General features: G+C 33.3%; 31 protein-coding genes and 1 tRNA gene. 14 read left to right on the forward strand and 18 right to left on the reverse strand.

The features are described from left to right. The first annotated feature begins 6 nt into the window (after window positions 1–6). Genes lysS through OO712_RS07235 form a run of 3 tightly spaced genes read left to right on the forward strand, consistent with a single transcriptional unit; the run spans window position 7 to window position 2,617 of the window. Window positions 7–1,593 carry a lysine--tRNA ligase gene (gene lysS, locus OO712_RS07225; RefSeq protein ID WP_109876167.1) on the forward strand — a complete coding sequence of 529 codons (1,587 nt, stop codon included), beginning with the start codon at window positions 7–9 and terminating at the stop codon, window positions 1,591–1,593. 2 nt (window positions 1,594–1,595) lie between these two features. Beyond that, complete coding sequence (locus OO712_RS07230) at window positions 1,596–1,793, forward strand: hypothetical protein (RefSeq protein WP_109876168.1); 198 nt, start codon at window positions 1,596–1,598, stop codon at window positions 1,791–1,793. Window positions 1,794–1,831: 38 nt separating this feature from the next. Continuing rightward, the gene (locus OO712_RS07235) at window positions 1,832–2,617 is read left to right on the forward strand and encodes a coiled-coil domain-containing protein (protein WP_109876169.1); all 786 of its coding nucleotides are present in this window, start codon (window positions 1,832–1,834) and stop codon (window positions 2,615–2,617) included. On the opposite strand, the gene OO712_RS07240 is transcribed toward OO712_RS07235, so the two are convergent. Further along, on the reverse strand, window positions 2,612–3,052 hold the full coding sequence (locus OO712_RS07240; protein WP_109876170.1) for a pyridoxamine 5'-phosphate oxidase family protein: 441 nt from the start codon (window positions 3,050–3,052) through the stop codon (window positions 2,612–2,614). The two genes, OO712_RS07235 and OO712_RS07240, sit on opposite strands and share 6 nt — an antisense overlap. A 222-nt stretch (window positions 3,053–3,274) precedes the next feature. Between OO712_RS07240 and OO712_RS07245 the strand changes: the two genes are divergently transcribed. From OO712_RS07245 to OO712_RS07255, 3 genes are read left to right on the forward strand one after another with little or no spacing between them, the layout of a single operon-like run. Continuing rightward, a complete protein-coding gene (locus OO712_RS07245; RefSeq protein WP_200829023.1) occupies window positions 3,275–3,424 on the forward strand; it encodes a hypothetical protein in 150 nt (49 codons plus the stop codon). A gap of 29 nt (window positions 3,425–3,453) precedes the next feature. After that, on the forward strand, window positions 3,454–3,753 hold the full coding sequence (locus OO712_RS07250; protein WP_109876171.1) for a hypothetical protein: 300 nt from the start codon (window positions 3,454–3,456) through the stop codon (window positions 3,751–3,753). Window positions 3,754–3,787: 34 nt separating this feature from the next. Continuing rightward, window positions 3,788–3,961, forward strand: coding sequence for a hypothetical protein (locus OO712_RS07255; protein ID WP_200829024.1), 174 nt, complete (start codon window positions 3,788–3,790; stop codon window positions 3,959–3,961). A 145-nt stretch (window positions 3,962–4,106) separates the two neighbouring features. Here OO712_RS07255 and OO712_RS07260 read toward each other — a convergent pair whose 3' ends face one another. Further along, complete coding sequence (locus tag OO712_RS07260) at window positions 4,107–4,439, reverse strand: hypothetical protein (RefSeq protein WP_109876172.1); 333 nt, start codon at window positions 4,437–4,439, stop codon at window positions 4,107–4,109. 42 nt (window positions 4,440–4,481) lie between these two features. Beyond that, the gene (locus OO712_RS07265; RefSeq protein ID WP_109876271.1) at window positions 4,482–5,000 is read right to left on the reverse strand and encodes a ferritin; all 519 of its coding nucleotides are present in this window, start codon (window positions 4,998–5,000) and stop codon (window positions 4,482–4,484) included. On the opposite strand from OO712_RS07265, the gene OO712_RS07270 reads away from it, so the two are divergent. Then, on the forward strand, window positions 4,999–5,130 hold the full coding sequence (locus tag OO712_RS07270) for a hypothetical protein (protein WP_263970049.1): 132 nt from the start codon (window positions 4,999–5,001) through the stop codon (window positions 5,128–5,130). The genes OO712_RS07265 and OO712_RS07270 overlap by 2 nt on opposite strands. Before the next feature lie 71 nt (window positions 5,131–5,201). On the opposite strand, the gene OO712_RS07275 is transcribed toward OO712_RS07270, so the two are convergent. After that, the gene (locus tag OO712_RS07275) at window positions 5,202–6,470 is read right to left on the reverse strand and encodes an NRAMP family divalent metal transporter (RefSeq protein ID WP_200829025.1); all 1,269 of its coding nucleotides are present in this window, start codon (window positions 6,468–6,470) and stop codon (window positions 5,202–5,204) included. A gap of 92 nt (window positions 6,471–6,562) precedes the next feature. Here OO712_RS07275 and OO712_RS07280 point away from each other — a divergent pair, with 92 nt between their 5' ends. Continuing rightward, window positions 6,563–6,862 (forward strand): hypothetical protein, encoded by a 300-nt coding sequence (locus OO712_RS07280; RefSeq protein ID WP_109876174.1) that lies wholly within the window; start codon window positions 6,563–6,565, stop codon window positions 6,860–6,862. Between the two features lie 20 nt (window positions 6,863–6,882). Here OO712_RS07280 and OO712_RS07285 read toward each other — a convergent pair whose 3' ends face one another. After that, the gene (locus OO712_RS07285; protein ID WP_109876175.1) at window positions 6,883–7,434 is read right to left on the reverse strand and encodes a DNA-3-methyladenine glycosylase I; all 552 of its coding nucleotides are present in this window, start codon (window positions 7,432–7,434) and stop codon (window positions 6,883–6,885) included. 49 nt (window positions 7,435–7,483) lie between these two features. Between OO712_RS07285 and OO712_RS07290 the strand changes: the two genes are divergently transcribed. After that, window positions 7,484–7,909, forward strand: a complete 426-nt coding sequence (locus OO712_RS07290) for a hypothetical protein (protein WP_109876176.1) — start codon at window positions 7,484–7,486, stop codon at window positions 7,907–7,909. On the opposite strand, the gene OO712_RS07295 is transcribed toward OO712_RS07290, so the two are convergent. From OO712_RS07295 to OO712_RS07315, 5 genes are all read right to left on the reverse strand, one after another. Further along, entirely contained in the window at window positions 7,910–8,308 is a 399-nt protein-coding gene (locus OO712_RS07295; RefSeq protein WP_109876177.1) for a CBS domain-containing protein, read from the reverse strand. It abuts the gene before it with no gap. Between the two features lie 495 nt (window positions 8,309–8,803). Next, window positions 8,804–9,331, reverse strand: a complete 528-nt coding sequence (locus OO712_RS07300) for a hypothetical protein (RefSeq protein ID WP_109876178.1) — start codon at window positions 9,329–9,331, stop codon at window positions 8,804–8,806. Window positions 9,332–9,369: 38 nt separating this feature from the next. Beyond that, window positions 9,370–9,789 carry a hypothetical protein gene (locus tag OO712_RS07305; protein WP_225866807.1) on the reverse strand — a complete coding sequence of 140 codons (420 nt, stop codon included), beginning with the start codon at window positions 9,787–9,789 and terminating at the stop codon, window positions 9,370–9,372. Between the two features lie 68 nt (window positions 9,790–9,857). After that, window positions 9,858–10,703 (reverse strand): CBS domain-containing protein, encoded by an 846-nt coding sequence (locus OO712_RS07310; protein ID WP_109876179.1) that lies wholly within the window; start codon window positions 10,701–10,703, stop codon window positions 9,858–9,860. Window positions 10,704–10,767: 64 nt separating this feature from the next. Beyond that, window positions 10,768–11,661, reverse strand: coding sequence for a CBS domain-containing protein (locus OO712_RS07315; RefSeq protein WP_109876180.1), 894 nt, complete (start codon window positions 11,659–11,661; stop codon window positions 10,768–10,770). Window positions 11,662–11,759: 98 nt separating this feature from the next. Between OO712_RS07315 and OO712_RS07320 the strand changes: the two genes are divergently transcribed. The 3 genes from OO712_RS07320 (at window position 11,760) to OO712_RS07330 (ending at window position 13,328) form a co-directional block, all read left to right on the forward strand. Next, a complete protein-coding gene (locus OO712_RS07320) occupies window positions 11,760–12,116 on the forward strand; it encodes a DUF6659 family protein (protein ID WP_109876181.1) in 357 nt (118 codons plus the stop codon). Between the two features lie 107 nt (window positions 12,117–12,223). Continuing rightward, entirely contained in the window at window positions 12,224–12,940 is a 717-nt protein-coding gene (locus tag OO712_RS07325; RefSeq protein ID WP_109876273.1) for a proteasome assembly chaperone family protein, read from the forward strand. Between the two features lie 4 nt (window positions 12,941–12,944). Continuing rightward, window positions 12,945–13,328: an Hsp20/alpha crystallin family protein gene (locus tag OO712_RS07330; RefSeq protein WP_109876182.1), complete on the forward strand. Its 384-nt coding sequence runs from the start codon at window positions 12,945–12,947 to the stop codon at window positions 13,326–13,328. A gap of 185 nt (window positions 13,329–13,513) precedes the next feature. Here the strand turns inward: OO712_RS07330 and OO712_RS07335 are convergent, their stop codons facing one another. The 5 genes from OO712_RS07335 to OO712_RS07355 form a co-directional block, all read right to left on the reverse strand. Continuing rightward, window positions 13,514–13,879, reverse strand: coding sequence for a DUF5654 family protein (locus tag OO712_RS07335; RefSeq protein ID WP_109876183.1), 366 nt, complete (start codon window positions 13,877–13,879; stop codon window positions 13,514–13,516). Between the two features lie 49 nt (window positions 13,880–13,928). Then, a tRNA-Arg gene (locus OO712_RS07340) sits at window positions 13,929–14,003 on the reverse strand. A gap of 38 nt (window positions 14,004–14,041) precedes the next feature. Next, window positions 14,042–14,863: a class I SAM-dependent methyltransferase gene (locus tag OO712_RS07345; protein WP_109876184.1), complete on the reverse strand. Its 822-nt coding sequence runs from the start codon at window positions 14,861–14,863 to the stop codon at window positions 14,042–14,044. Beyond that, window positions 14,856–15,287, reverse strand: a complete 432-nt coding sequence (locus OO712_RS07350) for a hypothetical protein (RefSeq protein ID WP_109876185.1) — start codon at window positions 15,285–15,287, stop codon at window positions 14,856–14,858. The genes OO712_RS07345 and OO712_RS07350 overlap by 8 nt, the downstream gene beginning before the upstream one ends. A gap of 38 nt (window positions 15,288–15,325) precedes the next feature. Continuing rightward, window positions 15,326–16,030 carry an MIP/aquaporin family protein gene (locus OO712_RS07355; RefSeq protein WP_109876186.1) on the reverse strand — a complete coding sequence of 235 codons (705 nt, stop codon included), beginning with the start codon at window positions 16,028–16,030 and terminating at the stop codon, window positions 15,326–15,328. A 102-nt stretch (window positions 16,031–16,132) separates the two neighbouring features. Between OO712_RS07355 and bcp the strand changes: the two genes are divergently transcribed. Then, complete coding sequence (gene bcp / locus OO712_RS07360) at window positions 16,133–16,591, forward strand: thioredoxin-dependent thiol peroxidase (RefSeq protein WP_109876187.1); 459 nt, start codon at window positions 16,133–16,135, stop codon at window positions 16,589–16,591. 31 nt (window positions 16,592–16,622) lie between these two features. Here the strand turns inward: bcp and OO712_RS07365 are convergent, their stop codons facing one another. From OO712_RS07365 to OO712_RS07375, 3 genes are all read right to left on the reverse strand, one after another. Next, the gene (locus OO712_RS07365) at window positions 16,623–17,564 is read right to left on the reverse strand and encodes a trans-sialidase (RefSeq protein ID WP_109876188.1); all 942 of its coding nucleotides are present in this window, start codon (window positions 17,562–17,564) and stop codon (window positions 16,623–16,625) included. 141 nt (window positions 17,565–17,705) lie between these two features. Then, a complete protein-coding gene (locus tag OO712_RS07370; protein WP_109876189.1) occupies window positions 17,706–17,897 on the reverse strand; it encodes a hypothetical protein in 192 nt (63 codons plus the stop codon). A gap of 67 nt (window positions 17,898–17,964) precedes the next feature. After that, the gene (locus tag OO712_RS07375) at window positions 17,965–18,627 is read right to left on the reverse strand and encodes a trans-sialidase (RefSeq protein WP_264953656.1); all 663 of its coding nucleotides are present in this window, start codon (window positions 18,625–18,627) and stop codon (window positions 17,965–17,967) included. A gap of 97 nt (window positions 18,628–18,724) precedes the next feature. On the opposite strand from OO712_RS07375, the gene OO712_RS07380 reads away from it, so the two are divergent. Continuing rightward, window positions 18,725–19,099 carry a hypothetical protein gene (locus OO712_RS07380; RefSeq protein WP_109876190.1) on the forward strand — a complete coding sequence of 125 codons (375 nt, stop codon included), beginning with the start codon at window positions 18,725–18,727 and terminating at the stop codon, window positions 19,097–19,099. Window positions 19,100–19,276: the final 177 nt, after the last annotated feature.

Raw genomic sequence — 19,276 nt, forward strand, 5'->3', positions numbered from 1 at the left:
AAAAAGATGTCTGAGCAAGAAATTATCGGTAAAGGAACGTGGATTGACAAGCTAGCTTGGGAACTTCTTGAACGTGAAAAAACTCTTGGAAGAAATTTAGATCTTATTAAAGTAGAAAGTGGTCTTGGAGCATCAGGTGTTCCACATATTGGAAGTTTAGGAGATGCAGTAAGAGCATACGGTGTAAAACTAGCATTAGAGAATTTGGGTTACAAGTCAGAATTGATTGCATATTCAGATGATCTAGATGGTTTACGAAAAATACCAGAGGGATTTCCTGACTCTCTTAAAGAGCATTTAGCAAAACCAGTTTCATTAATCCCTGATCCTTATGGATGTCATGATTCGTATGGAATGCATATGAGCAGTATTCTTTTAGACGGATTAGATCAAGTTGGAATAAAATATGAATTTAGAAGAGCAATAGACACATACAAGAAAGGATTGCTTCAAGAACAAATTCACACCATTCTACAAAACAGTGTAAAAATTGGAGAGAAAATTTCAGAACTTGTAGGACAAGAAAAATACCAGAAATACCTCCCATACTTTCCAGTTTGTGCAAATTGCAATCGCCTCTATACAGCTGAGGCCACAGAGTACATTACAGATGAAAAGAAAGTAAAGTATCATTGCCATGACGCAGAAATTGGCTCAAAGAGGATCAAAGGATGTGATCACCATGGAGAGGCAGACATCACAAAAGATCTTGGGAAATTAGCTTGGAAAGTAGAGTTTGCAGCAAGATGGGCAGCATTTGACATCAGATTTGAAGCATATGGAAAAGACATCATGGATTCAGTGAAGGTAAATGATTGGGTAGCTGATGAGATTCTAGAATTCCCACATCCACATCATGTAAAATATGAAATGTTCTTAGATAAGGGTGGAAAGAAAATTTCAAAATCACTTGGAAATGTAATTACTGCACAAAAATGGTTAGAGTTCGGGAGTCCAAAATCAATTCTGTTATTACTATACAAAAGAATTACAGGTGCACGTGAATTGGGATTTGAAGATATTCCATCTTTAATGGCAGAGTATAACGAATTAGAAGACATTTACTTTGGACGAATCAAAGTGGACAATGAAGCAAAACTAGTAAAATCAAAAGGACTCTATGAATACGTAAATTTACTCAATCCCCCCAAACAATCAAGCACTCATGTGAACTATAGATTATTAGTAGAACTAGCAAAAATATTCAAAGAAAATAGAGGTGAGCGAATAATGAAAAAACTACTAGATTACGGAGTAATTAAAAATCCAGAATCAGATGTAGAAGAACTAATCAAACTTGCAGGAAATTATTCAAATGAGTTTGATAAACAAGAAAAAACACAAGTTGATCTAGATGATTCTGCAAAAAAAGCACTAAAGATGTTAGTAGATAGACTCGGTAACGAAGATGAACCTGAAGACATTCAAAATACAATATACCAAATTGCAAAATCAAACGATGTGCAACCAAAAGATTTCTTTAAAATACTATATCAAATAATTCTCGGAACGTCTAGAGGACCAAAAATAGGACCGTTCATCTCAGATATTGGAAGAAAGCAAGTTGCAAAAACACTTTCAGAGTATGTATAATTATGGTACATGGGGAACATAACAAAACACGAAACAACGGTGGATTTGCTATGATAATTTTTGGGGCATTGCTGCTATTTCTTGCACCAAATATCTATCCAGAAATGCCTGAATTAGGCATAGTTTCCTTGTTTGGCGGAATGGGTATTGGGGGAATTGGATTTTACTTGAAATTTTTCAGAAATCGTACTAAAAGATAAAGAAACGTTCATCTTTTGGAAAAAATGACATAATAACAATGGGACTTTTTGGTAAGAAAAAAGAAGAAGCAGAGACAGTATCTCAAAATAGCGAAGAGTATGTGCTAAAAGAAGAACTTGAAGCAGAAGTTGAAAAACTGCAAGAAGAATTTAGAGCAAAACAAGGTCAACTAGACGAAATTACCCAGAAAATTAAATCAGTAAAAGAAGAGTACGACGCCACAGTTGGCAATTTAATGCTAGTCAAAAAAGAGCTCAATCAAAAAAAAATGGAGCATGACATTATTCAAAGGGAATGCAAAGAGATGGAAGCAAGAATCAAAAATGCGGAGAAAATTAAAGATTCAAAATCAATTGAAGAGTTCAAACAAACAGAAGAGAATTTAGCAAAGTTAAAGCGAGAACTAGAAGAATTTACAGAAAAACAAAAGGAGTTAAAAGAAGAAATTGAGCAGAGCAAATCAGATTTACATAACATTAGAAAACAGCAAATAGACACTCAAAAAGAGCTTGATGAAGCAAACTCAAGACTTTATAATGCAAAAGAAGAATTAAACAGAAAAGATCAGTTTCAAGACATAGACGTACTCACTCCTAAAGAAAAACAATTCATTACAGGTGAAAAATCAAATGAGAAAAGTTCTGCAGGAATTATCGAAGCTGCAAGCGCAGTGGTCGGGTCATTAAAATCAAAACTAAGTATGACTGAAAAAGAATTAGAAACAGTTCAACTGCTTTTGGAAAAGGAAAGAGAAGAACACCAAGTGACAAAAAAAGAGCTTGATGAAATCAAGACATTATCTAAAAAACTAGAAGAATCATAGACTCTCAAAATGTTTTTTCCATTTTGATTTAATTTCTTGCTCAGACATGCCCATATCATAAAGAGGAGATGTCACCTCAGAGACAGATGTAACATCAACTAGCACGATTGAATTAATTGGACTCTTGACACCATTTTTTCTATAATGATTGAAAATTTTCTCAAATTCAAGATTTTTTTGAAGGATTTTAGCCTTACCCCTAAACAAGTATCCCTTTCGTAAAAGAGGATCAATTACGTTAATCTCAATATTGGGATTGGATTGTAGATTTTTTATGGTGTCAGGCGAGCGAATGTTAGCAAATGCCAATGTATTCTCAGTCCATCCAATTATGGTGCCCTTTGGAGAAAGGTTAGGTGATCCATCAGAATTGACAGTTGCAACATATCCAAGCTTTTGCAGATCTAAAAATTCCTTGATTTTAGGAGTAATCATAAGAATAATTTAAGTAGATTGCTATAAGGTATTTTGCAATTACCTCATGACTTCTGCCATATACTGAGAAAAGAAGAAAAATGAAATTCCTCCTCCAATAATTGCAACCCAAGCAACTATCTGCTTAATTTTAGACACATTATAGAAATTTTTGAACTCACTATTGAATCTAATTGAATTTTATTGAGACAATTTAATTAAACTGCAAGCAAAATAACAACATTGACAAGCATCAAAGATGTTGGAAAATTTTTTCTATTCATTGTTGGAGGATTAGTAGCAATTATTGTGGGCTCTTTTATGATTAGAGGAACCATGCATATGTGGGATAATCCAGATAAGGAAAAATCAGAAAACAAGGAAAAGGACTAAAAAGCAAGCATTATCAAATTATTTTAGAATTGTTTCATGAATCATCAATTAGAAAATCATTAGATGAATATATTAAAAGAAGAATTTTGGAAATACCGACTGAAATCAAACAAACATTTCCAAATATCAAACAAATTTGGAAGTGTAGTGATGAATTTAGTTTTCTTTATGGATATTATATTGGAAAAATTGAGGAAGGGGCGTTACGTTATTTATTAAAGGCAACTCGGGCATCGGCTGGAGGTTATGTGGATACTTTTGAGATTAGAGGAATTATTGAAACACATAAAATGGAATTACATGATGCAATAAAATCTGCAATCAATTAGTGAAGTAGAAATAGGACATCGCTCACATAATAGCATGGTAGGACCGCAAGATGGAGGATTTGGATTTGACCAATCTAAAAAATACACAACAGTTGAAAATATTGAAGAGGTTTGTGTTCAGTGTCAAGCAGGACAGCACAAAAAATGTCTAAAAAAATCAAAAGAACAGGAAATTTGTGAATGTGAGCATTGCATGATTTATGGTTAGACAATACAAGGTAATCCATTAAAACATTAAAAATCAACATGAATTGCAATAACAAAAAATCAGGATGTTATCATGACAATGCCATACACGAAGATGGAAATGGCAAATGTCTAGTTAGAGGATGCAAGTGCGGAAAATTTCAAAATTAGAGATTTACTAATTTGTTTTCAAGTTCTTTGATTTCTTTTTGATGTGAATCAGAGATGTTTTGTGCAAACTCTTTGTGTGCGGAAATGATTGAGTTTAATGCATCATGATAATTTGGATGTCCTTTTTTGAGAACATCACAGGATTCTAGAGACGTTATATGACCTGTAACTGTTGCCATTGCGCCTTTTTGATTAAATTGCACTATTCCACCAAACGCCTCAATTAGCATGTACGCACATTCTGCTTTACATTTGTAAGTAACTCTGCCAGTTTCAGTATTGAATAGTTGTGTGATTCCACCTGGTTTTCTAGTAACTATAACTGTCATAGATTGATTTGAGATAAAGAGATATTAATTATTTTAGAAAATTTATGCTGTAGGATCAGTTTGTGGTTTTGCTGCTTGTGTTGCAAGATATTTATCAATTTCATTAATTCCTAACTTGTCTCTTCCTAAAAGATCAAACTTTTGCAGGATTGTTTCAAACTTTGTTTCTTCTTGAACTTGTTCATTTACAAACCATTCTAGAAATGCATATGTGGAATGGTCTTTTTCCTTTTGTGCAATCTCAACCATTTTGTGAATTGCGGCAGTAACTATTTGCTCATTTTTCAGTGCGCTTTTGATTAATCCTTCAAGGGATTTGTAGGAACTAACCGGAGCTTTGATTGCAGGGATTGTTGCAACAGCACCTAAAGCATTAAGAAAATGAACTAATTTGAGCATATGAGTTCTCTCCTCATCAGATTGTGCATAGAAATAATTTGCTGCACCCTGATATCCTGTTACTTCACACCAAGACGCCATGGCAAGATAACTGTTTGATGCGGAAGCCTCAAGGGTGACTTGATCATCAAGTGCTTTTTTCATTTTAGGAGAAAGTTTCATGATGTATAATTCTAGATTATTTGTTTGTGTTAAAAAACTTACTAAAACTAGAGGTTTAGGAGAGATAAATGTGAAAAATGTTCCTCCAGAGGCACTAATCTGTATTGTTTTTAACCCATTCTGGAATTGAATACCAAGTAGATAATGGAGAGATGACACACAAGATCATAGATATAGAAATTGTGAGAAGTTTTTTCATAATCATTGTAAGAATTTCATAAATACAAAAAACACTGCAAACCCACTCAGGAAAATAATCCCTGTAAAACTTAGAATTTTTAAAAAAATGGATGGTTGTTGTTCTTTCTCAAGATATTTTCCTGTAACTAATCTAAAATTAAAAATTGCAATTATCGGGGCAATTACAAAAGACAGTACGGTTGCAAAATCAACCAATTCTTTGAGATTATTTCCAAATTGAAATATCACTACAAGTGAACCAACAGATATCACGACTAAGAAAAGCACATAAAATGTACGAAATTTTGTACGTATTGTATTCTCTTTTTTTGTAAAAATTAATTCCACCGTTCTCTGCAACGACCTTGAATATCCATCAAACACTGCAATGATTGTACCAAACATTACAGTAAATGCAGAAGATGCAATTATGATATAACTCCAGTCACCAATAGTTTCAGTGTATAGTGTTACAACTTTGTTTGCAAAATCAGAATTGTTGTTTGGCAGTTCCTCACCGGATCCGTAGAAAATAAAAGTTCCAAGAACAATAAACATCACTGCAAGAATTCCAGTAATCAGATATGCTAATCGAAATTCAAGTAAAGTTTCTTTTAATTTTGGTTTATAGTTTGTTTGTTTCATTCTTTCTAATGTCCATAGACTATTCCAGCTTGAAAGATCTACTGCAGTAGGCATCCATCCCATCAATGCAAGTAAGAAGAAAATTCCAGCAACATCCCATAGTTCTTTTGGTTCAAATCCAGGTATTTGTTCTGTTGGACCATGATACAATGCAAAGAAGAATGCAGAAAGAGTAGATATGAGCAAAACAATTACAATCATTTTAATCAAACTATCAAGAACATGGTATTTTCCAACGGCCAATATTCCAACACATACTGCAAATAAAATTACTACAGTCCATTCTCCAATAAAATCAACATCAAACAGATTCTCAAAAAATCCAGCGGTTACAAATCCTACAGCACCAGTAACAAAAAACATTGATGATATAGTCAGTAGAAAGTATAACAGCAAAGCAGGTTTACCAAGTTTCTTGTAGCCATCAATTATACTAGTTTGAGTGGAATTTGCATAACGAGAACCATATTCAAAGAAAGGATACTTCATTAACATCACCAATACAACAAATCCCAACATCATTAGGCCAAAATCAGCGCCAGCCCTTGTAGATTGCACCAAATGAGACACACCAATTGCAGTACATGCAAACAAAATTCCAGGACCCGCAGTCTTTGAAAAAGATGAAAATTTTCCACCCAACATAATCAATGATTGTAAAAGATGAATATAATTGAGAATCTAAAAAATGAACAACAAAAAATCAGAGTTAAATATAAGAAAGAATTAGTCCAGTCATGTTGTTTGGAGTTTTCGCAGTTCACAGTCCTGAATCATGTCCCATGAATAACGAGTCAAGCAGAAAAATGTTCGTTCAAGTTCAGAAAAAAATAGAAGAAAACTCTGAGAAATTTAAAATATCAAAAATTATTGGGTTTTACATGTCAGTTTTGGAACATGAATGGATAATTATTTTGGATGCGGACAATTCACATGATATTGAAAAGTTATGTATTGAAGTTGGTATTTCATCAGTTAGTACTGTAAAGATAGTTCCAATAAATGCATATTCAGACGCAATTAAAAAAATGCAATAATAAAAATTAAATTTAGAAAATTATTTTTCAAATAAATAACAATCCATTGTATGATCATTAACCATTCCTACAGCCTGCATCAAAGCATAACAAATTGTCGGCCCAACAAACGTAAATCCATGCTTTTTCATATCCAAACTTATTTTCTTGGAAAGAGAAGTTGATGAGGGTAATTCGGATGATTTTTTAAAGCTATTTTTAATTGGCGTATGATTTACAAAACCCCACAGATAATTGTCAAAGGAGCCAAATTCTATCTGAATCTTGAGAAACTGTTTTGCATTATTAATGGCAGAATTAATTTTGAGTTTATTTCGTATTATGGACTCATCTCTGAGTAGTTTCTCGATGTGTTTTTTGTCATATCTTGAAACTTTGAGAGCATTAAAATCTGAAAACGCCTTTCTATAGCCATCCCTACGCTTGAGAATAGTAGTCCAAGATAGACCAGCTTGTGCTCCTTCCAATATCAGAAACTCAAATAATTTCTGATCATCATGTTGGGGTTTTCCCCATTCCTTATCATGATAAGTAATATTGGGTTCATCTTTTGCCCATTCACATCTATTCATAATTTGAGTAAGAGTTAACACAAAATATTAGTTATTACATAAAATTTTTGTGAAACTAAATCAGCAATTACTCCAAATTAACAGGAGTTTCATAATTTGTTTTGTTGTTTCTGCATCACTTTCAGCAGTTGTATCTCAGTTGTTATCAGATTATGACAATTATCTAAACACCACAATCACCATAGTCATAGGATATATCATATACTTTGGAATTTTTTCTAGTTTGTTTTACTGGAACAACATTGAAAGGTATAGAGGAATGGAATCAAATTTAATTAAAAAAGAATTATTTGCATTAATCACATCATTTGGACTAGGCGAGATAATATATCTTGGAATAAGATGGCCAACACTATACTATTTCCTCGAACTAGGGATTGAACCGTATATAGCATCTGTTATTTCGGAAATAATTGCAACTGCATGTTATATGACATCAATCACAGTATTTCTTAGAAAGACCAAGACGTTTTAATTATTTTGCCAGTTGTGTAACCAAATCAGTCGATGTAACTATACCAACTATTTTGCCGTTATCGGTAACTGCAAGTTTTCTAATTTTTTTACTCGTCATTCTTTCTGCAGCTGCAGACAAGGGTTCGTTATGATTAATTGTGATCAGTGGGGAAGACATTATTTTTTTAGCTGGAGTGTCAAGGGACAGACCATTTGCTGCAATTTTTGTTGCAAAATCTCTATCAGTTACAATTCCTACAGGATTGTCATTTTCTTTTACAAATATTGCACCAATTCCTCCTTGTTGCATCATTTTTGCAATTTGTTGTGCAGTGGTTGCAGAATTTACCGTAATCATTGTTCTAGTCATAATATCTTGAACCGTGATGGAATTAGAATTGAAATCTTGTCTGCTCATTACCGAATTACAACGTAATAATATTTAAGAAATTCATAAAGAGGACAGATTTATTTCAAATTTATTCAAAAGATACAATATTTTTACTCCAGACATCTTGATTCAGCAGGAGCATGCAATTCACCGAAGGATTTGCAAAGGCATCATAAGTGAGACTAAATGCATTTGAGTCTACATTAAATAAATTGGAAATTGAGAGTGAAAGTATCATTTATCCTGATATTGATCACCCCTTTGTCCAAGTCTGCAAAGATGTCAAGTATAGATCAATGAATTGAAGGAGTTCCTCAGTATAGGCAATAAGACTCTCATAGTATTACCAAAGCATACAACAGTTTCAGATGCGGTCATGAACATGAGATGTAAAAGATGTAATAGAATCTAAACTGTTTTCAGATATTGCATGATAAATGAAAGAGGATCCAAAATAGTTACACAAACAAGGCAGTCAATATCAAAACTTAGGGAAAAATAATTTACAAACTAATCATAATTCTAGATTTTAGAAAGTATTTTTTTCTTTTTTTCCAGAAATTCTTTTTTGGTGATGATACCTGCTTTTTGTAAATCTCCCAATTTTTCCAATAATTCCAGTTCATCAACAGAGGACGATTTTATATTCTTTCCCGCATTTATTCCGCTCTTGATTCCAGATGTTGTGCCTTTTTTTAATTTTGAACCTAAAATACCACCTTTGTAGGACAGTTTTTCACTAATTTCAAATCCTTTTTTCTTTGCCTGTTTGAAAATTTCTTCAGATTTTTGTTTAGTAACATCGTCTACAAATTTGTGTTTTTTTGCTATCTTACCAAATTCTCTGGTTTTTTTATGAGCAAAGCGTGCTTGTGTTTTTAGATCTTTGAGAATTTCATCTTTAGTTTTACGCTTGAAACGTCTTGTATATTCTTCAATGACCAATACAGGAAAAGGGCTATACTCTACATCTAGATAATATTTGATTATATCATCATCAGGTAGTGTCTTTAGAAATTCTTTAATGGATTTTTCTGATTTTATTTCCATGACATTATATCAACACATCATCATAAAAGGATTCAAGGTTATTTTTCAATTGCGTGCTGGTCTAAAACCCCAATACAGTCATTTAGAACAGCATTATCAGATATTGCTTCAGTCTCCGGTAGATGGAATTCCTGACTCAGTTGTTGATCATATTCTATGAGATCATTTCTGTATGTGTGACATGCAGAACGCAGTAATCGCCAAAAGTAGTAACCTTTATTCATTTCAACCCTCATTTGTTCTGATTCAAGTTTTAGAATTTGAGAAAGGTGTTCATAGTCTTCTTTGTAACTATCAAATTTTCCCTTAACAATTTTAGGAAGTTCATCATACCAATCTCTGCCTTCGTTTGTTCTTTGAACATTTTGAATTTTTTGTAATTGGTAGGAAACAGAATCATCCAACATATTTAGAACATCACTTGTTTCAAGTAGTTTCAGTAATTCTGGATTTATCATAGAATTTCTCCAATAGATACAAAATTAAGCGTTTGGGAGATACATTTTGATTGGAGAGAAATTATTCATCATAACAAAAAGGCCAAAGCCCTAACAATGTCTGTTTTGCTGATGATCCCAATAATATTTCTGTGTACAGATAGGACTGCCACACCATTGATATTTTTCTCTAAAATCAATTTTGCTGCTTTGGTCAAATCATCATCATAATTTACAGAAACAATATTTTTGGTCATAATTTCATTAATTTGTGTGCTGCCCCCAAATCCAGACTCAGAAATGAAACCTTTTCTGGGAAATATTACAGATATTAGAGGATCAGTATTATCAAGCACATCTTCTTTATCACCTAAAGTCAATGCCAAATTGAATAAATCTCTAAATGTCACAATTCCAACAGGAGTTTCTTCATGATCACGAAGGATCACTCTGGAGATTTTTTCATCAACCATTTTCAGTACTACTTTGTACAATGGAGTATCATAGTATTGCCATGCATAATAAGGAGACATGTACTCACCAACAATTTTTTGTGAATCTAATTTAGTAAAATACCTAACAAGATCAGTCTTTGTCAAAATTCCAACAACCTCATCATTACTAGTAACAACCAAAGAACCAATTTCATTTGTCATCATTAATTGAGCACACTTATCCATTCCTGTTTTTTCATCAACACTGATTATTTTTTTGATAATTTCTGATAAGGGGATCTCATCAAGTTTTCGTTCAGTAGTATCAGTTAAAAGAAAAATCCCCAAATCCTTTTCAGATATCAAACCAATGATTTTACCATTTTGAGTTACTAACAATCTACTTTTCTTTTCATCGATTATTTTTTTTAAAACATCTGCCAAATTAGATTCATACTTTATAGTTCTAGGAGTATTCATGAAATCTTTTGCGTATTTCAACGATTAGAAAAAATATTCGAGTTATAAATAACTCTAGTTAATTACCACATATGAAAATCAAACTCTAAAAGTTGGGGTTTCCTTTTGACGCTAGGATATTTACAATATCGGTTTTTGTAATTATACCAACCATCTTTTTACCACGAATTACTGGCAGACCACTAATTCCATGTCTTATCATGATAATAGCTGCAGTATACACCACATCATCTGCAGAAACAAAGAAAGGATTTTTGGTCATAATGTCTTTTGCAGAAAATGTTAGCAAGTAACTAAGTTTGTTTACGTTAAGTTCATTGAGATGGGCATTCCAGAATATTTCAGATCTTTCCTCAGGATCTGTAAACTCGTTGTGTAAATCAAAAGTCTTTGCAGGTATAAAATCGCGATATGTGATAATTCCTACAGGAATTTTGTTGTTTGTCACTATTACTCTATGAATTTGGTTGTTTAACAGAACGCTTTCAACTTCAAAAATGGAATCATTAGGGGATACGGTGATTACTTTTTTGGTCATGATTTTTGATATTGGTAGTGATGCAGTACTTTGAATTAAAAATGTAGATACAAGATCAGTTTTTGTTACCACTCCAACTAGTTTACCTTTAGAAGTTTTAATTATAATTGAACTTATTCCATGTTTTTGCATAAGTTTTGCGCAATCATAAATTGACGCTTCAGGTTGTAGGGTAATCAAATCTTTTGTCATTATATCACGAATTAGAATTTTTGAAACTGGTTTTTGATTGAAAACAGAAACACTTCTTGAAAGGTCTTTCTCAGTAATGATTCCAACGGGTTTTTGATTTAATTCAACCACAAGCCTTCCAATTTTATATCGAAGGAAAATATCTCGTGCATCAAGAATGCTAGTATTAGGAGAAATTGAAATTGGTTGTTTAATGATAGATGCCAAGTGTACAGGAATATTTACAAGAACTTTTGGTTGCCTCTTCATCAAAAATGAACATTTATTTTTGTTATATCAATTAGTAATAAAATATCAAAGATGAGAATGGGAATGCTATTTAATTATGAATTAGATTTGGTGAAAATATGAATTCAGAAGAGGATTTAGATCAACAAAGATGCCATAAAATATTAGAATTACCTGAAATAAGATTTGCAGGGTTCTTAGACTATATGGGAAATCTAATAGTAGGAGATTTCAAATCAGGAATAATTCCGCTCAAAAATGAAAATGAGCGAAAAAAAATGTTTATGGAGGCAGTTCTTAGAATTAGAACTAGACAAGAATTTGACGAGAATTTAGGTCAGGTAGAATATGCTGCAGCTAGAAGGAAGAATGTAGTTACAATGACTATCCCTCTTGAAAAAAAAATATTGTTCATTGCAGCAGAGTCTAATGCAGATATTGATAAGACTGCAAGGAAAATTATAGACATATTATAACAAAAAGAACTTTTAAAAATTTTAATTCACAATTTCTTTTATTCTCACATTTGAAAATTTAGGCGTGACTTTTAATCAGAAGATTTGTAAAAATCAATAACTTGAAAATTACAAAACCAGATACTAATGAAAACACATTGATTGTAGGATTTCCTAGTAATGGACTTGTAGGCACTTTTTCAATATCATATCTTATTCATTACCTAAAGATGAACCAAATTGAAGAGATCGAAGTACCAGAACTGCCATCAACATTATTTGTAGAAGGGGGAGAAATACTTGGTCCGATCAGAGCATATAGTAAGAAAAATATTTTTGTGATAATTTCGGATGTTCCATTTAATCAATATTTAGCAGAGAGATTTGCACTTGCAGTTCATGAATTTTGTAAGAAGTACGTAATTAAAAAAATCATAATGATTAGCGGTATGGAAACGATAAATCAACAAAACGACACATCCAAAATTTATGGCTTAGCATCACATCCATCATTAGAGAACATACTTTACAACAACAAAATTATGAAATTTTTAGATGGTTCAATCTTTGGAACAGATGCTGCGATAATCTCAGTGTTTAGAAAAACAAAGATTCCAGTACTTGTTTTGTATGCAGAGTGCCATCCGTTCTTTCCAGATCCCGAAGCATCAATTATTGCAATAGTTACACTTGCGAAAATTTTAGATATTCAAGTAGATACAAAAGATATTCAATCTAGAATAGACAAATTACGTATACAGCACAGAAATCTAATGGAACAGACAATTCGTGCATTGCAGGAACAGCAAGAAAAACAGACAAGGGCACCACAAATCTACAGGTAATAAAATGAAAAGAAATGATGATGAATTTAAAATAACACTTTCAACAGTGAATTCAATATTTGATGATGTTGAACATAAAATTCTCTCACCACTTTCATGTCTAAGAGAGTTTGACAATCATTGGATGCTAGAGTTTGATTTACCGCTTGTAAATAAAAAAGATATCAAAGTTACTTTTGATGGAAATTACATTAATGTAGAAGCTAAACTCAAGGAAAAATATTCTGAAGAAAAATTAGGCAGGATTACAAAGTTCGAATATTTTAAAAAATCAATTTTGTTACCGGGAAGAATTGATTCCAAGAAAACAATTGCAAAATTTCAAAAAGGCAGACTGGAAATAAAAATTTCAAAAAAGGTTGTAGGAAATACCATTAAAATCAACTAGAAGGTAATTTTCAAGATACAATAGTCATTTCACAGCCATATTTTCTACGTTTATCCCTAACTTTGGGTCGGAATTGGATTCAATGTGGCCAGATTTTTTCACATTACTGATGAAAGGTTGTTGAAACACCACATATGTGAAATAAGCTTCCAGGTATGAGATATTCTTTAAAAATAGAAAAATAATTATTTTGACAGGAATTTATCGTCATTGGCAGCATGTTTTTTTGTAACATGCTCCATAAATTCGGATTGAACTTCTGATTTAAAATCACACAAAGAACAACTGTAAGTTCTGGTAATGATTGATTTTGCTTTAGAAGCTGCACGAGCAATAAAGATTGTTAAAATAACTGCAATTACTGTAACGACCACAGCATATCCAATCATTGGACCTAGTTGATCAGTAGTTCCAAAGATTTCTTTGAAGAGTGCTTTGATGGCATCATTCCATGCAAGTGCTGCCACCAATCCAAAGGCAGCTGCAATAAGGGCAGCAATTTTATCTAAAATTTCAAATTTAATTGATTTTGGACCTTCGTCATCTGTCAAACTATCTGAAATTTTATTTTTAAACCAATATTAAAAGATGAATGTTGAACGGACCCGATCGGATTCGAACCGACGACCTATTGCTCCGCAAGCAATCGCACTATCCAAGCTATGCAACGAGTCCAAAGATTTTTGTGAGTTTACGCTTAATTTGGATTGCGATTATCTAGATACTGCAAAAATGTATGGAGTTTCATCGGGTTCATGAAAAGTCCAGACGGTTGGCAAAGAAATTGTTTGGACATACTTTAGATTATTTTTCTCAATCAGAGTACCCCAACCAGCCTTGTTTTTTGGATCTGGAGTATATTTTTTAGAATGGGTTCCAGCAAAAACCCAACCAGAATTTTTTCTCAAGTTAGGGATGGAATAAATTTTTTCTAAAACCCCAGAAGATAAAGTAATCCCACCCATCTGTGCAAGGCCACCAATGAAGAATATAGGATGTGTTAAATTCAAAGAAAGGTAATCAAAATGGACAGCATCAGCACAAAAAGGACGAAAATCAAGTATTGTAGTCAATTGTTTTTGTAATTCGACTAGCACGTCATCGATTTCTATGCTATATGATTCTAAACCCAAGACTTTAGCGCAGAATGCAATCCTTCCATCACCAGATCCAATATCAATCACTTCAGAGTACCCAAATTTCTTTGCAAATAATGCACCAATATAGCCAGACATTATCCAAGTAGGGGAAAATGGAGCTCGGCTTGAGGAATGCTGAATGCTATTTAGCCAATATTTGTTAATATCTCCTTCATACACAATACAATCAGTTTGACCAATTGTTTTCTCAAAGGAATCATAGTAGATAGGATTCTTTGTTGCAAACTCATGCAATAATTTTAAATCATGATCTTCAATTGGGAATAATTCTGATTTTGATTTAGGGATTATCTCTTGAATTTGACTTCCGCCATCATACATTTTTGAAAATTCTTTTTTTAATTCAACTAGGTTCTTTGCAAGGTGTTCAACCATTTAAAAGCCCTTGGTCATATTGTTCAACAAATTCTTTTGTGCTCATTTTTTGGCGTAATTCTTCAAATAATTTTGCTTCTGATTCTGTTTCTTCTTTTGATTTTTCTCTATTTCCTAATTGAAGACTTTGTGTATCTTGTTGAATACAAATTTTAAGATAGTCCATGATTTTTGGATGAATGTCAGAATTGAATTTTTCAGAGACCAGTTTTTCAGTTTCGTGAATTTTATCCAACAATGACGCATTTCCAGAATTAATTTTCTCTTTAAGCATTGTAATCATAGAGGAGACATTAATTATTTGGTAATATGTTTCAATTATTTCGTGTATAGGCAAATTGATTTTTGTTGCATTATTAATTAGATTATAGAGTTTTTCTGATTCTGTATCAAACATTTGAGTAATTTCATCATTAGAGGTCATAATAAAAAATAAATTTTAAATTTTTAAAAATGTTGGGATTATGCTTCTTTCTCAGCAGGTTTGACAAATACATAGTTCATGATTAAACCTGCAATGATTCCCCCCAAGATTGGAGCTGCCCAATACAACCAATGGAATTCCCAGAATCCGGAAATTAGTGCAGGACCAAATGTTCTTGCAGGATTTACGGATGCGCCAGTCAAAGGTACTGCAATTAGATGAATTAGGAAAACCATACCACCAATTGTAAATCCGTGCCATCCAGGAGATGCTTTCTTGTGAACCGCAACCATGAAAATTACTGTCACTAGGAAGAATGTCAGTATTGCTTCAATTAAAAATCCAGAACTAATGCTGTTATTGATTAAATCACTTGGACCTCCTTGGGTTGCAAAGTTTACTTTGGCACCAAGTTCGGGCAAGATTACCTTTAATGTTGCAGCAGCAGTTATGGCACCGATTAATTGTGAAATGATATATCCAACTCCATCTGCGATTCCAATTTTTCTTGTAATTATCATTGGAATTGTAACCGCAGGATTGATGTGAGCACCAGAAACATGACCAAAGGTGTAGACCATTAATGCTATTGCGCCACCGTGACCTAGAGAGATAAACAAGACAGAGATTGTTGTCAGTTCCTCACCAAAGGATGCAATAGCCAAAATTACTGAAAGAGGACCAAAGAACACTAAACCATAAGTTGCTATTGCCTCGGCAAGATACGCTCTTGGATTAACCATTAAGCAAAAGCCACTTGAGTAACCATATAAAACATTCGGACATGATTTTTGATCTAATTTTGTCAAAAAGTAATTAATTATGGATTAATCCAGTAGAATTATATGATTTCTGAAGGGGACACTGTTCCAAAATTTGAGATAAGCGATGCCAATGGCAAAAAAATCAAATCGTCAGATTTCAAAGGTAAAAAACACGTCATATACTTTTATCCAAAAGATTTCACTCCAGGATGCACTACAGAGGCTGATGAATTTTCAAGAGACTATAAAAAATTCCAAAAGGCAGGGATTGAGATAATAGGGATTAGTCCGGATGATGTAGAATCTCATAAAAAGTTCTGTGACAAAATGAGTATCAAATATCCGCTTTTAGCAGATGTAGACAAAGAAGTATCAAAAATGTTTGGCGTATGGGATAAGAAAAAATTTATGGGCAGAGAATACATGGGAGTTATACGAAGTACGTTTCTTGTTGATGAAAAAGGAAAAATTTTCAAAATTTATCCCAAAGTAAAACCAGCTGGACATTCAAAAGAAGTACTAGATGATTTTCTAAATTAAAAATAAAGTAAAAGAAAAGGTTTTAGAAAGATTAGAAACCTTTTGGAAGTGTACCTTTAGAAGCTTTTGGTGCTTCAGGTTCTGGTTGTGGTTCAAATCCTTTTGGTAATGCACCACGTTTTGTTTGAGAAGCGGATTTTGCCTTAGCTTCAGCCGCAACGGATTCAAGGTATGCTTGTTCTTGTTCAATTCTTTCTTGTTCTATTCTTTGCAAGTATTCGTTTTCATATTCTTCTAACAATTCTTTTCTGGATTTGCCTTCATTTCCACCATAATTGGTTTGTTGCTGAGGAGTTTGTTGTGGTTGCCCCATTCCTTTTGGCAAAGTACCTTTTGCTGGCTTTGGAGGTTCTGGTGGTGGAGATTGTACTTGTGCAGTAACACCTTCAACACTCATATTGACGCCACTAAATGATCCAAATCTTTTGTCAGCTGGATGATACGCCAATCTTTGTCTTGTTGCAAAGTATTGGTTTGATGGTGAGGTATAACCAGTAACGGTTGCTTTTTGATCATTCCAGTTTCTTGTTGGAACTTTTCCTACAGGAGCAGTTAGTCTAACAAAGTATCTGTTAGGTGCTGGAGAATAACCTGTTACTTTAGCTCTGTACTGATGAAAATCAGTCATTGGAGCAGTATAGTATGCATTCTCTAAAGCATCTTGTACTGTTGCAGGAGGTTGAGATGTTGTTTCAGCTGGTTTTGGAGCATCCTGTGGTTTAGGAGCTTCTGCTGGTTTTTCAAATCCTTTTGGTAGAGTACCTTTAGGCTTGGTTGTTGCAGCAGGTTTTTCAGCTGGTTTTGTTTCAGCTGGCTTAGCTTCAGCCGGTTTTGCTTCAGCAGGTTTAGTTTCAGCTGGTTTTGGTGCTGGTTTGGCTTCAAGTTGTGTAGATAATTTTGTTAATTTTGCTTCAAGTTCTGCTATTTTGTCCTCTAGATCTTTTTTCGTACTTGCTTTACGTTTTGCTGCCATTCCTTACACTAAATAGAACATTGTTTATTTACATTTTGATCAGTCTCATATTTTTGGTCAAATAAATTTGGAAAATCAAACAATAATTTGTAAAAATTTCAAATGTTTTGAAACATAGTTTTGTTATGATCGTTAGGCAAATTAATCAGGTTCCCAAAAATGCATGACATACATACAATTGTTACATCGCCACAGATGTACATGAATTCCATTTTTGGTATCAGCAACATATTTTCCGTCTTCCATCTTGGTAACCCTTGGCAAATAATTCAATTCTTCATTTTCAAGCCATTCATTTTGTTGACAGTTAGGACATACAATTTTTGGAGGCATATTCAATATAGAAAATAATCAAAAATGAACATTACTATTAAAAATAGAAAATAAAGGAATGATTGAATTAGAAACCTTTTGGAAGTGTACCCCTTTTAGGCTTTGGAGGTTCTGGTGGTGGAGATTGTACTTGTGCAGTAACACCTTCAACACTCATATTGACGCCACTAAATGATCCAAATCTTTTGTCAGCTGGATGATACGCCAATCTTTGTCTTGTTGCAAAGTATTGGTTTGATGGTGAGGTATAACCAGTAACGGTTGCTTTTTGATCATTCCAGTTTCTTGTTGGAACTTTTCCTACAGGAGCAGTTAGTCTAACAAAGTATCTGTTAGGTGCTGGAGAATAACCTGTTACTTTAGCTCTGTACTGATGAAAATCAGTCATTGGAGCAGTATAGTATGCATTCTCTAAAGCATCTTGTACTGTTGCAGGAGGTTGAGATGTTGTTTCAGCTGGTTTTGGAGCATCCTGTGGTTTAGGAGCTTCTGCTGGTTTTTCAAATCCTTTTGGTAGAGTACCTTTAGGCTTGGTTGTTGCAGCAGGTTTTTCAGCTGGTTTTGTTTCAGCTGGCTTAGCTTCAGCCGGTTTTGCTTCAGCAGGTTTAGTTTCAGCTGGTTTTGGTGCTGGTTTGGCTTCAAGTTGTGTAGAAAGTTGATTTAGTTTTGCTTCTAATTCGGCAATCTTGTTTTCAAGATCTTGCTTTGTTTGCTTCTTAGCAGATGCCATAGTTGGGATGAACTATCTGGGGTTTATGTACATTTGGGTTGATTACCTCAACAGAAGTTGATCAAGTTTTATATGCACTAAGAGAGTAATTGAGGTAATGGATGACTTTGAAAAAGAATTTCCGGAGTTTGATTGGAAAAATATTCCAGCATACAAGCATCCAGGAGGAAAAGATTGTCCATGTCCAAAGCATGAATATATTCGAGAGCAGATCAATTTTACAAAGCAAGTAAATGAGAAAGGCAAAGAACCATCCAAAGTGACACTAAAGTTCTGTCCAGATCATTATAGAGTATACATGAATGAGGTAATTCCTGCAATGCCACTAAAATACAAAATTTTGACAAAAATTGCTCTAAAACTCGGGGCAATTCAAGTGGAGCAATTAAAGTATATGGAGTCAGAATTATGCTTTTATTGTAAATTTGGATCTGGAGGCCATGATAGAAAGAATGAACTTCCACCAATGTAATCATTCAAGACTCGGAAGAATTTTTGGTTGTTTGGCGCGGATCATAATGGCATAGTTTCTCATATTTGTCAATGTATTTTCTGTCAATATGAATTCAAATACGTGTGTTAAAAGAATTTTAAGAAAATTCTGATTTGGATAAATCCAGTTAAGCTTATACTTGAACTAACTTCAAAG

This window comes from Nitrosopumilus zosterae, from assembly GCF_025998175.1.
GTDB lineage: Archaea > Thermoproteota > Nitrososphaeria > Nitrososphaerales > Nitrosopumilaceae > Nitrosopumilus > Nitrosopumilus zosterae.

Coding starts and splice junctions, on each gene's coding strand:
- lysS (WP_109876167.1), top strand. CDS start 7: ATGTCTGAGCAAGAAATTATCGGTAAAGGAACGTGGATTGACAAGCTA.
- OO712_RS07230 (WP_109876168.1), top strand. CDS start 1,596: ATGGTACATGGGGAACATAACAAAACACGAAACAACGGTGGATTTGCT.
- OO712_RS07235 (WP_109876169.1), top strand. CDS start 1,832: ATGGGACTTTTTGGTAAGAAAAAAGAAGAAGCAGAGACAGTATCTCAA.
- OO712_RS07240 (WP_109876170.1), bottom strand. CDS start 3,052: ATGATTACTCCTAAAATCAAGGAATTTTTAGATCTGCAAAAGCTTGGA.
- OO712_RS07255 (WP_200829024.1), top strand. CDS start 3,788: ATGGTAGGACCGCAAGATGGAGGATTTGGATTTGACCAATCTAAAAAA.
- OO712_RS07260 (WP_109876172.1), bottom strand. CDS start 4,439: ATGACAGTTATAGTTACTAGAAAACCAGGTGGAATCACACAACTATTC.
- OO712_RS07270 (WP_263970049.1), top strand. CDS start 4,999: ATGATGTATAATTCTAGATTATTTGTTTGTGTTAAAAAACTTACTAAA.
- OO712_RS07265 (WP_109876271.1), bottom strand. CDS start 5,000: ATGAAACTTTCTCCTAAAATGAAAAAAGCACTTGATGATCAAGTCACC.
- OO712_RS07275 (WP_200829025.1), bottom strand. CDS start 6,470: ATGTTGGGTGGAAAATTTTCATCTTTTTCAAAGACTGCGGGTCCTGGA.
- OO712_RS07280 (WP_109876174.1), top strand. CDS start 6,563: ATGTTGTTTGGAGTTTTCGCAGTTCACAGTCCTGAATCATGTCCCATG.
- OO712_RS07285 (WP_109876175.1), bottom strand. CDS start 7,434: ATGAATAGATGTGAATGGGCAAAAGATGAACCCAATATTACTTATCAT.
- OO712_RS07295 (WP_109876177.1), bottom strand. CDS start 8,308: ATGAGCAGACAAGATTTCAATTCTAATTCCATCACGGTTCAAGATATT.
- OO712_RS07300 (WP_109876178.1), bottom strand. CDS start 9,331: ATGGAAATAAAATCAGAAAAATCCATTAAAGAATTTCTAAAGACACTA.
- OO712_RS07305 (WP_225866807.1), bottom strand. CDS start 9,789: ATGATAAATCCAGAATTACTGAAACTACTTGAAACAAGTGATGTTCTA.
- OO712_RS07315 (WP_109876180.1), bottom strand. CDS start 11,661: ATGAAGAGGCAACCAAAAGTTCTTGTAAATATTCCTGTACACTTGGCA.
- OO712_RS07320 (WP_109876181.1), top strand. CDS start 11,760: ATGAATTCAGAAGAGGATTTAGATCAACAAAGATGCCATAAAATATTA.
- OO712_RS07330 (WP_109876182.1), top strand. CDS start 12,945: ATGAAAAGAAATGATGATGAATTTAAAATAACACTTTCAACAGTGAAT.
- OO712_RS07345 (WP_109876184.1), bottom strand. CDS start 14,863: ATGGTTGAACACCTTGCAAAGAACCTAGTTGAATTAAAAAAAGAATTT.
- OO712_RS07350 (WP_109876185.1), bottom strand. CDS start 15,287: ATGACCTCTAATGATGAAATTACTCAAATGTTTGATACAGAATCAGAA.
- OO712_RS07355 (WP_109876186.1), bottom strand. CDS start 16,030: ATGGTTAATCCAAGAGCGTATCTTGCCGAGGCAATAGCAACTTATGGT.
- bcp (WP_109876187.1), top strand. CDS start 16,133: ATGATTTCTGAAGGGGACACTGTTCCAAAATTTGAGATAAGCGATGCC.
- OO712_RS07365 (WP_109876188.1), bottom strand. CDS start 17,564: ATGGCAGCAAAACGTAAAGCAAGTACGAAAAAAGATCTAGAGGACAAA.
- OO712_RS07370 (WP_109876189.1), bottom strand. CDS start 17,897: ATGCCTCCAAAAATTGTATGTCCTAACTGTCAACAAAATGAATGGCTT.
- OO712_RS07375 (WP_264953656.1), bottom strand. CDS start 18,627: ATGGCATCTGCTAAGAAGCAAACAAAGCAAGATCTTGAAAACAAGATT.
- OO712_RS07380 (WP_109876190.1), top strand. CDS start 18,725: ATGGATGACTTTGAAAAAGAATTTCCGGAGTTTGATTGGAAAAATATT.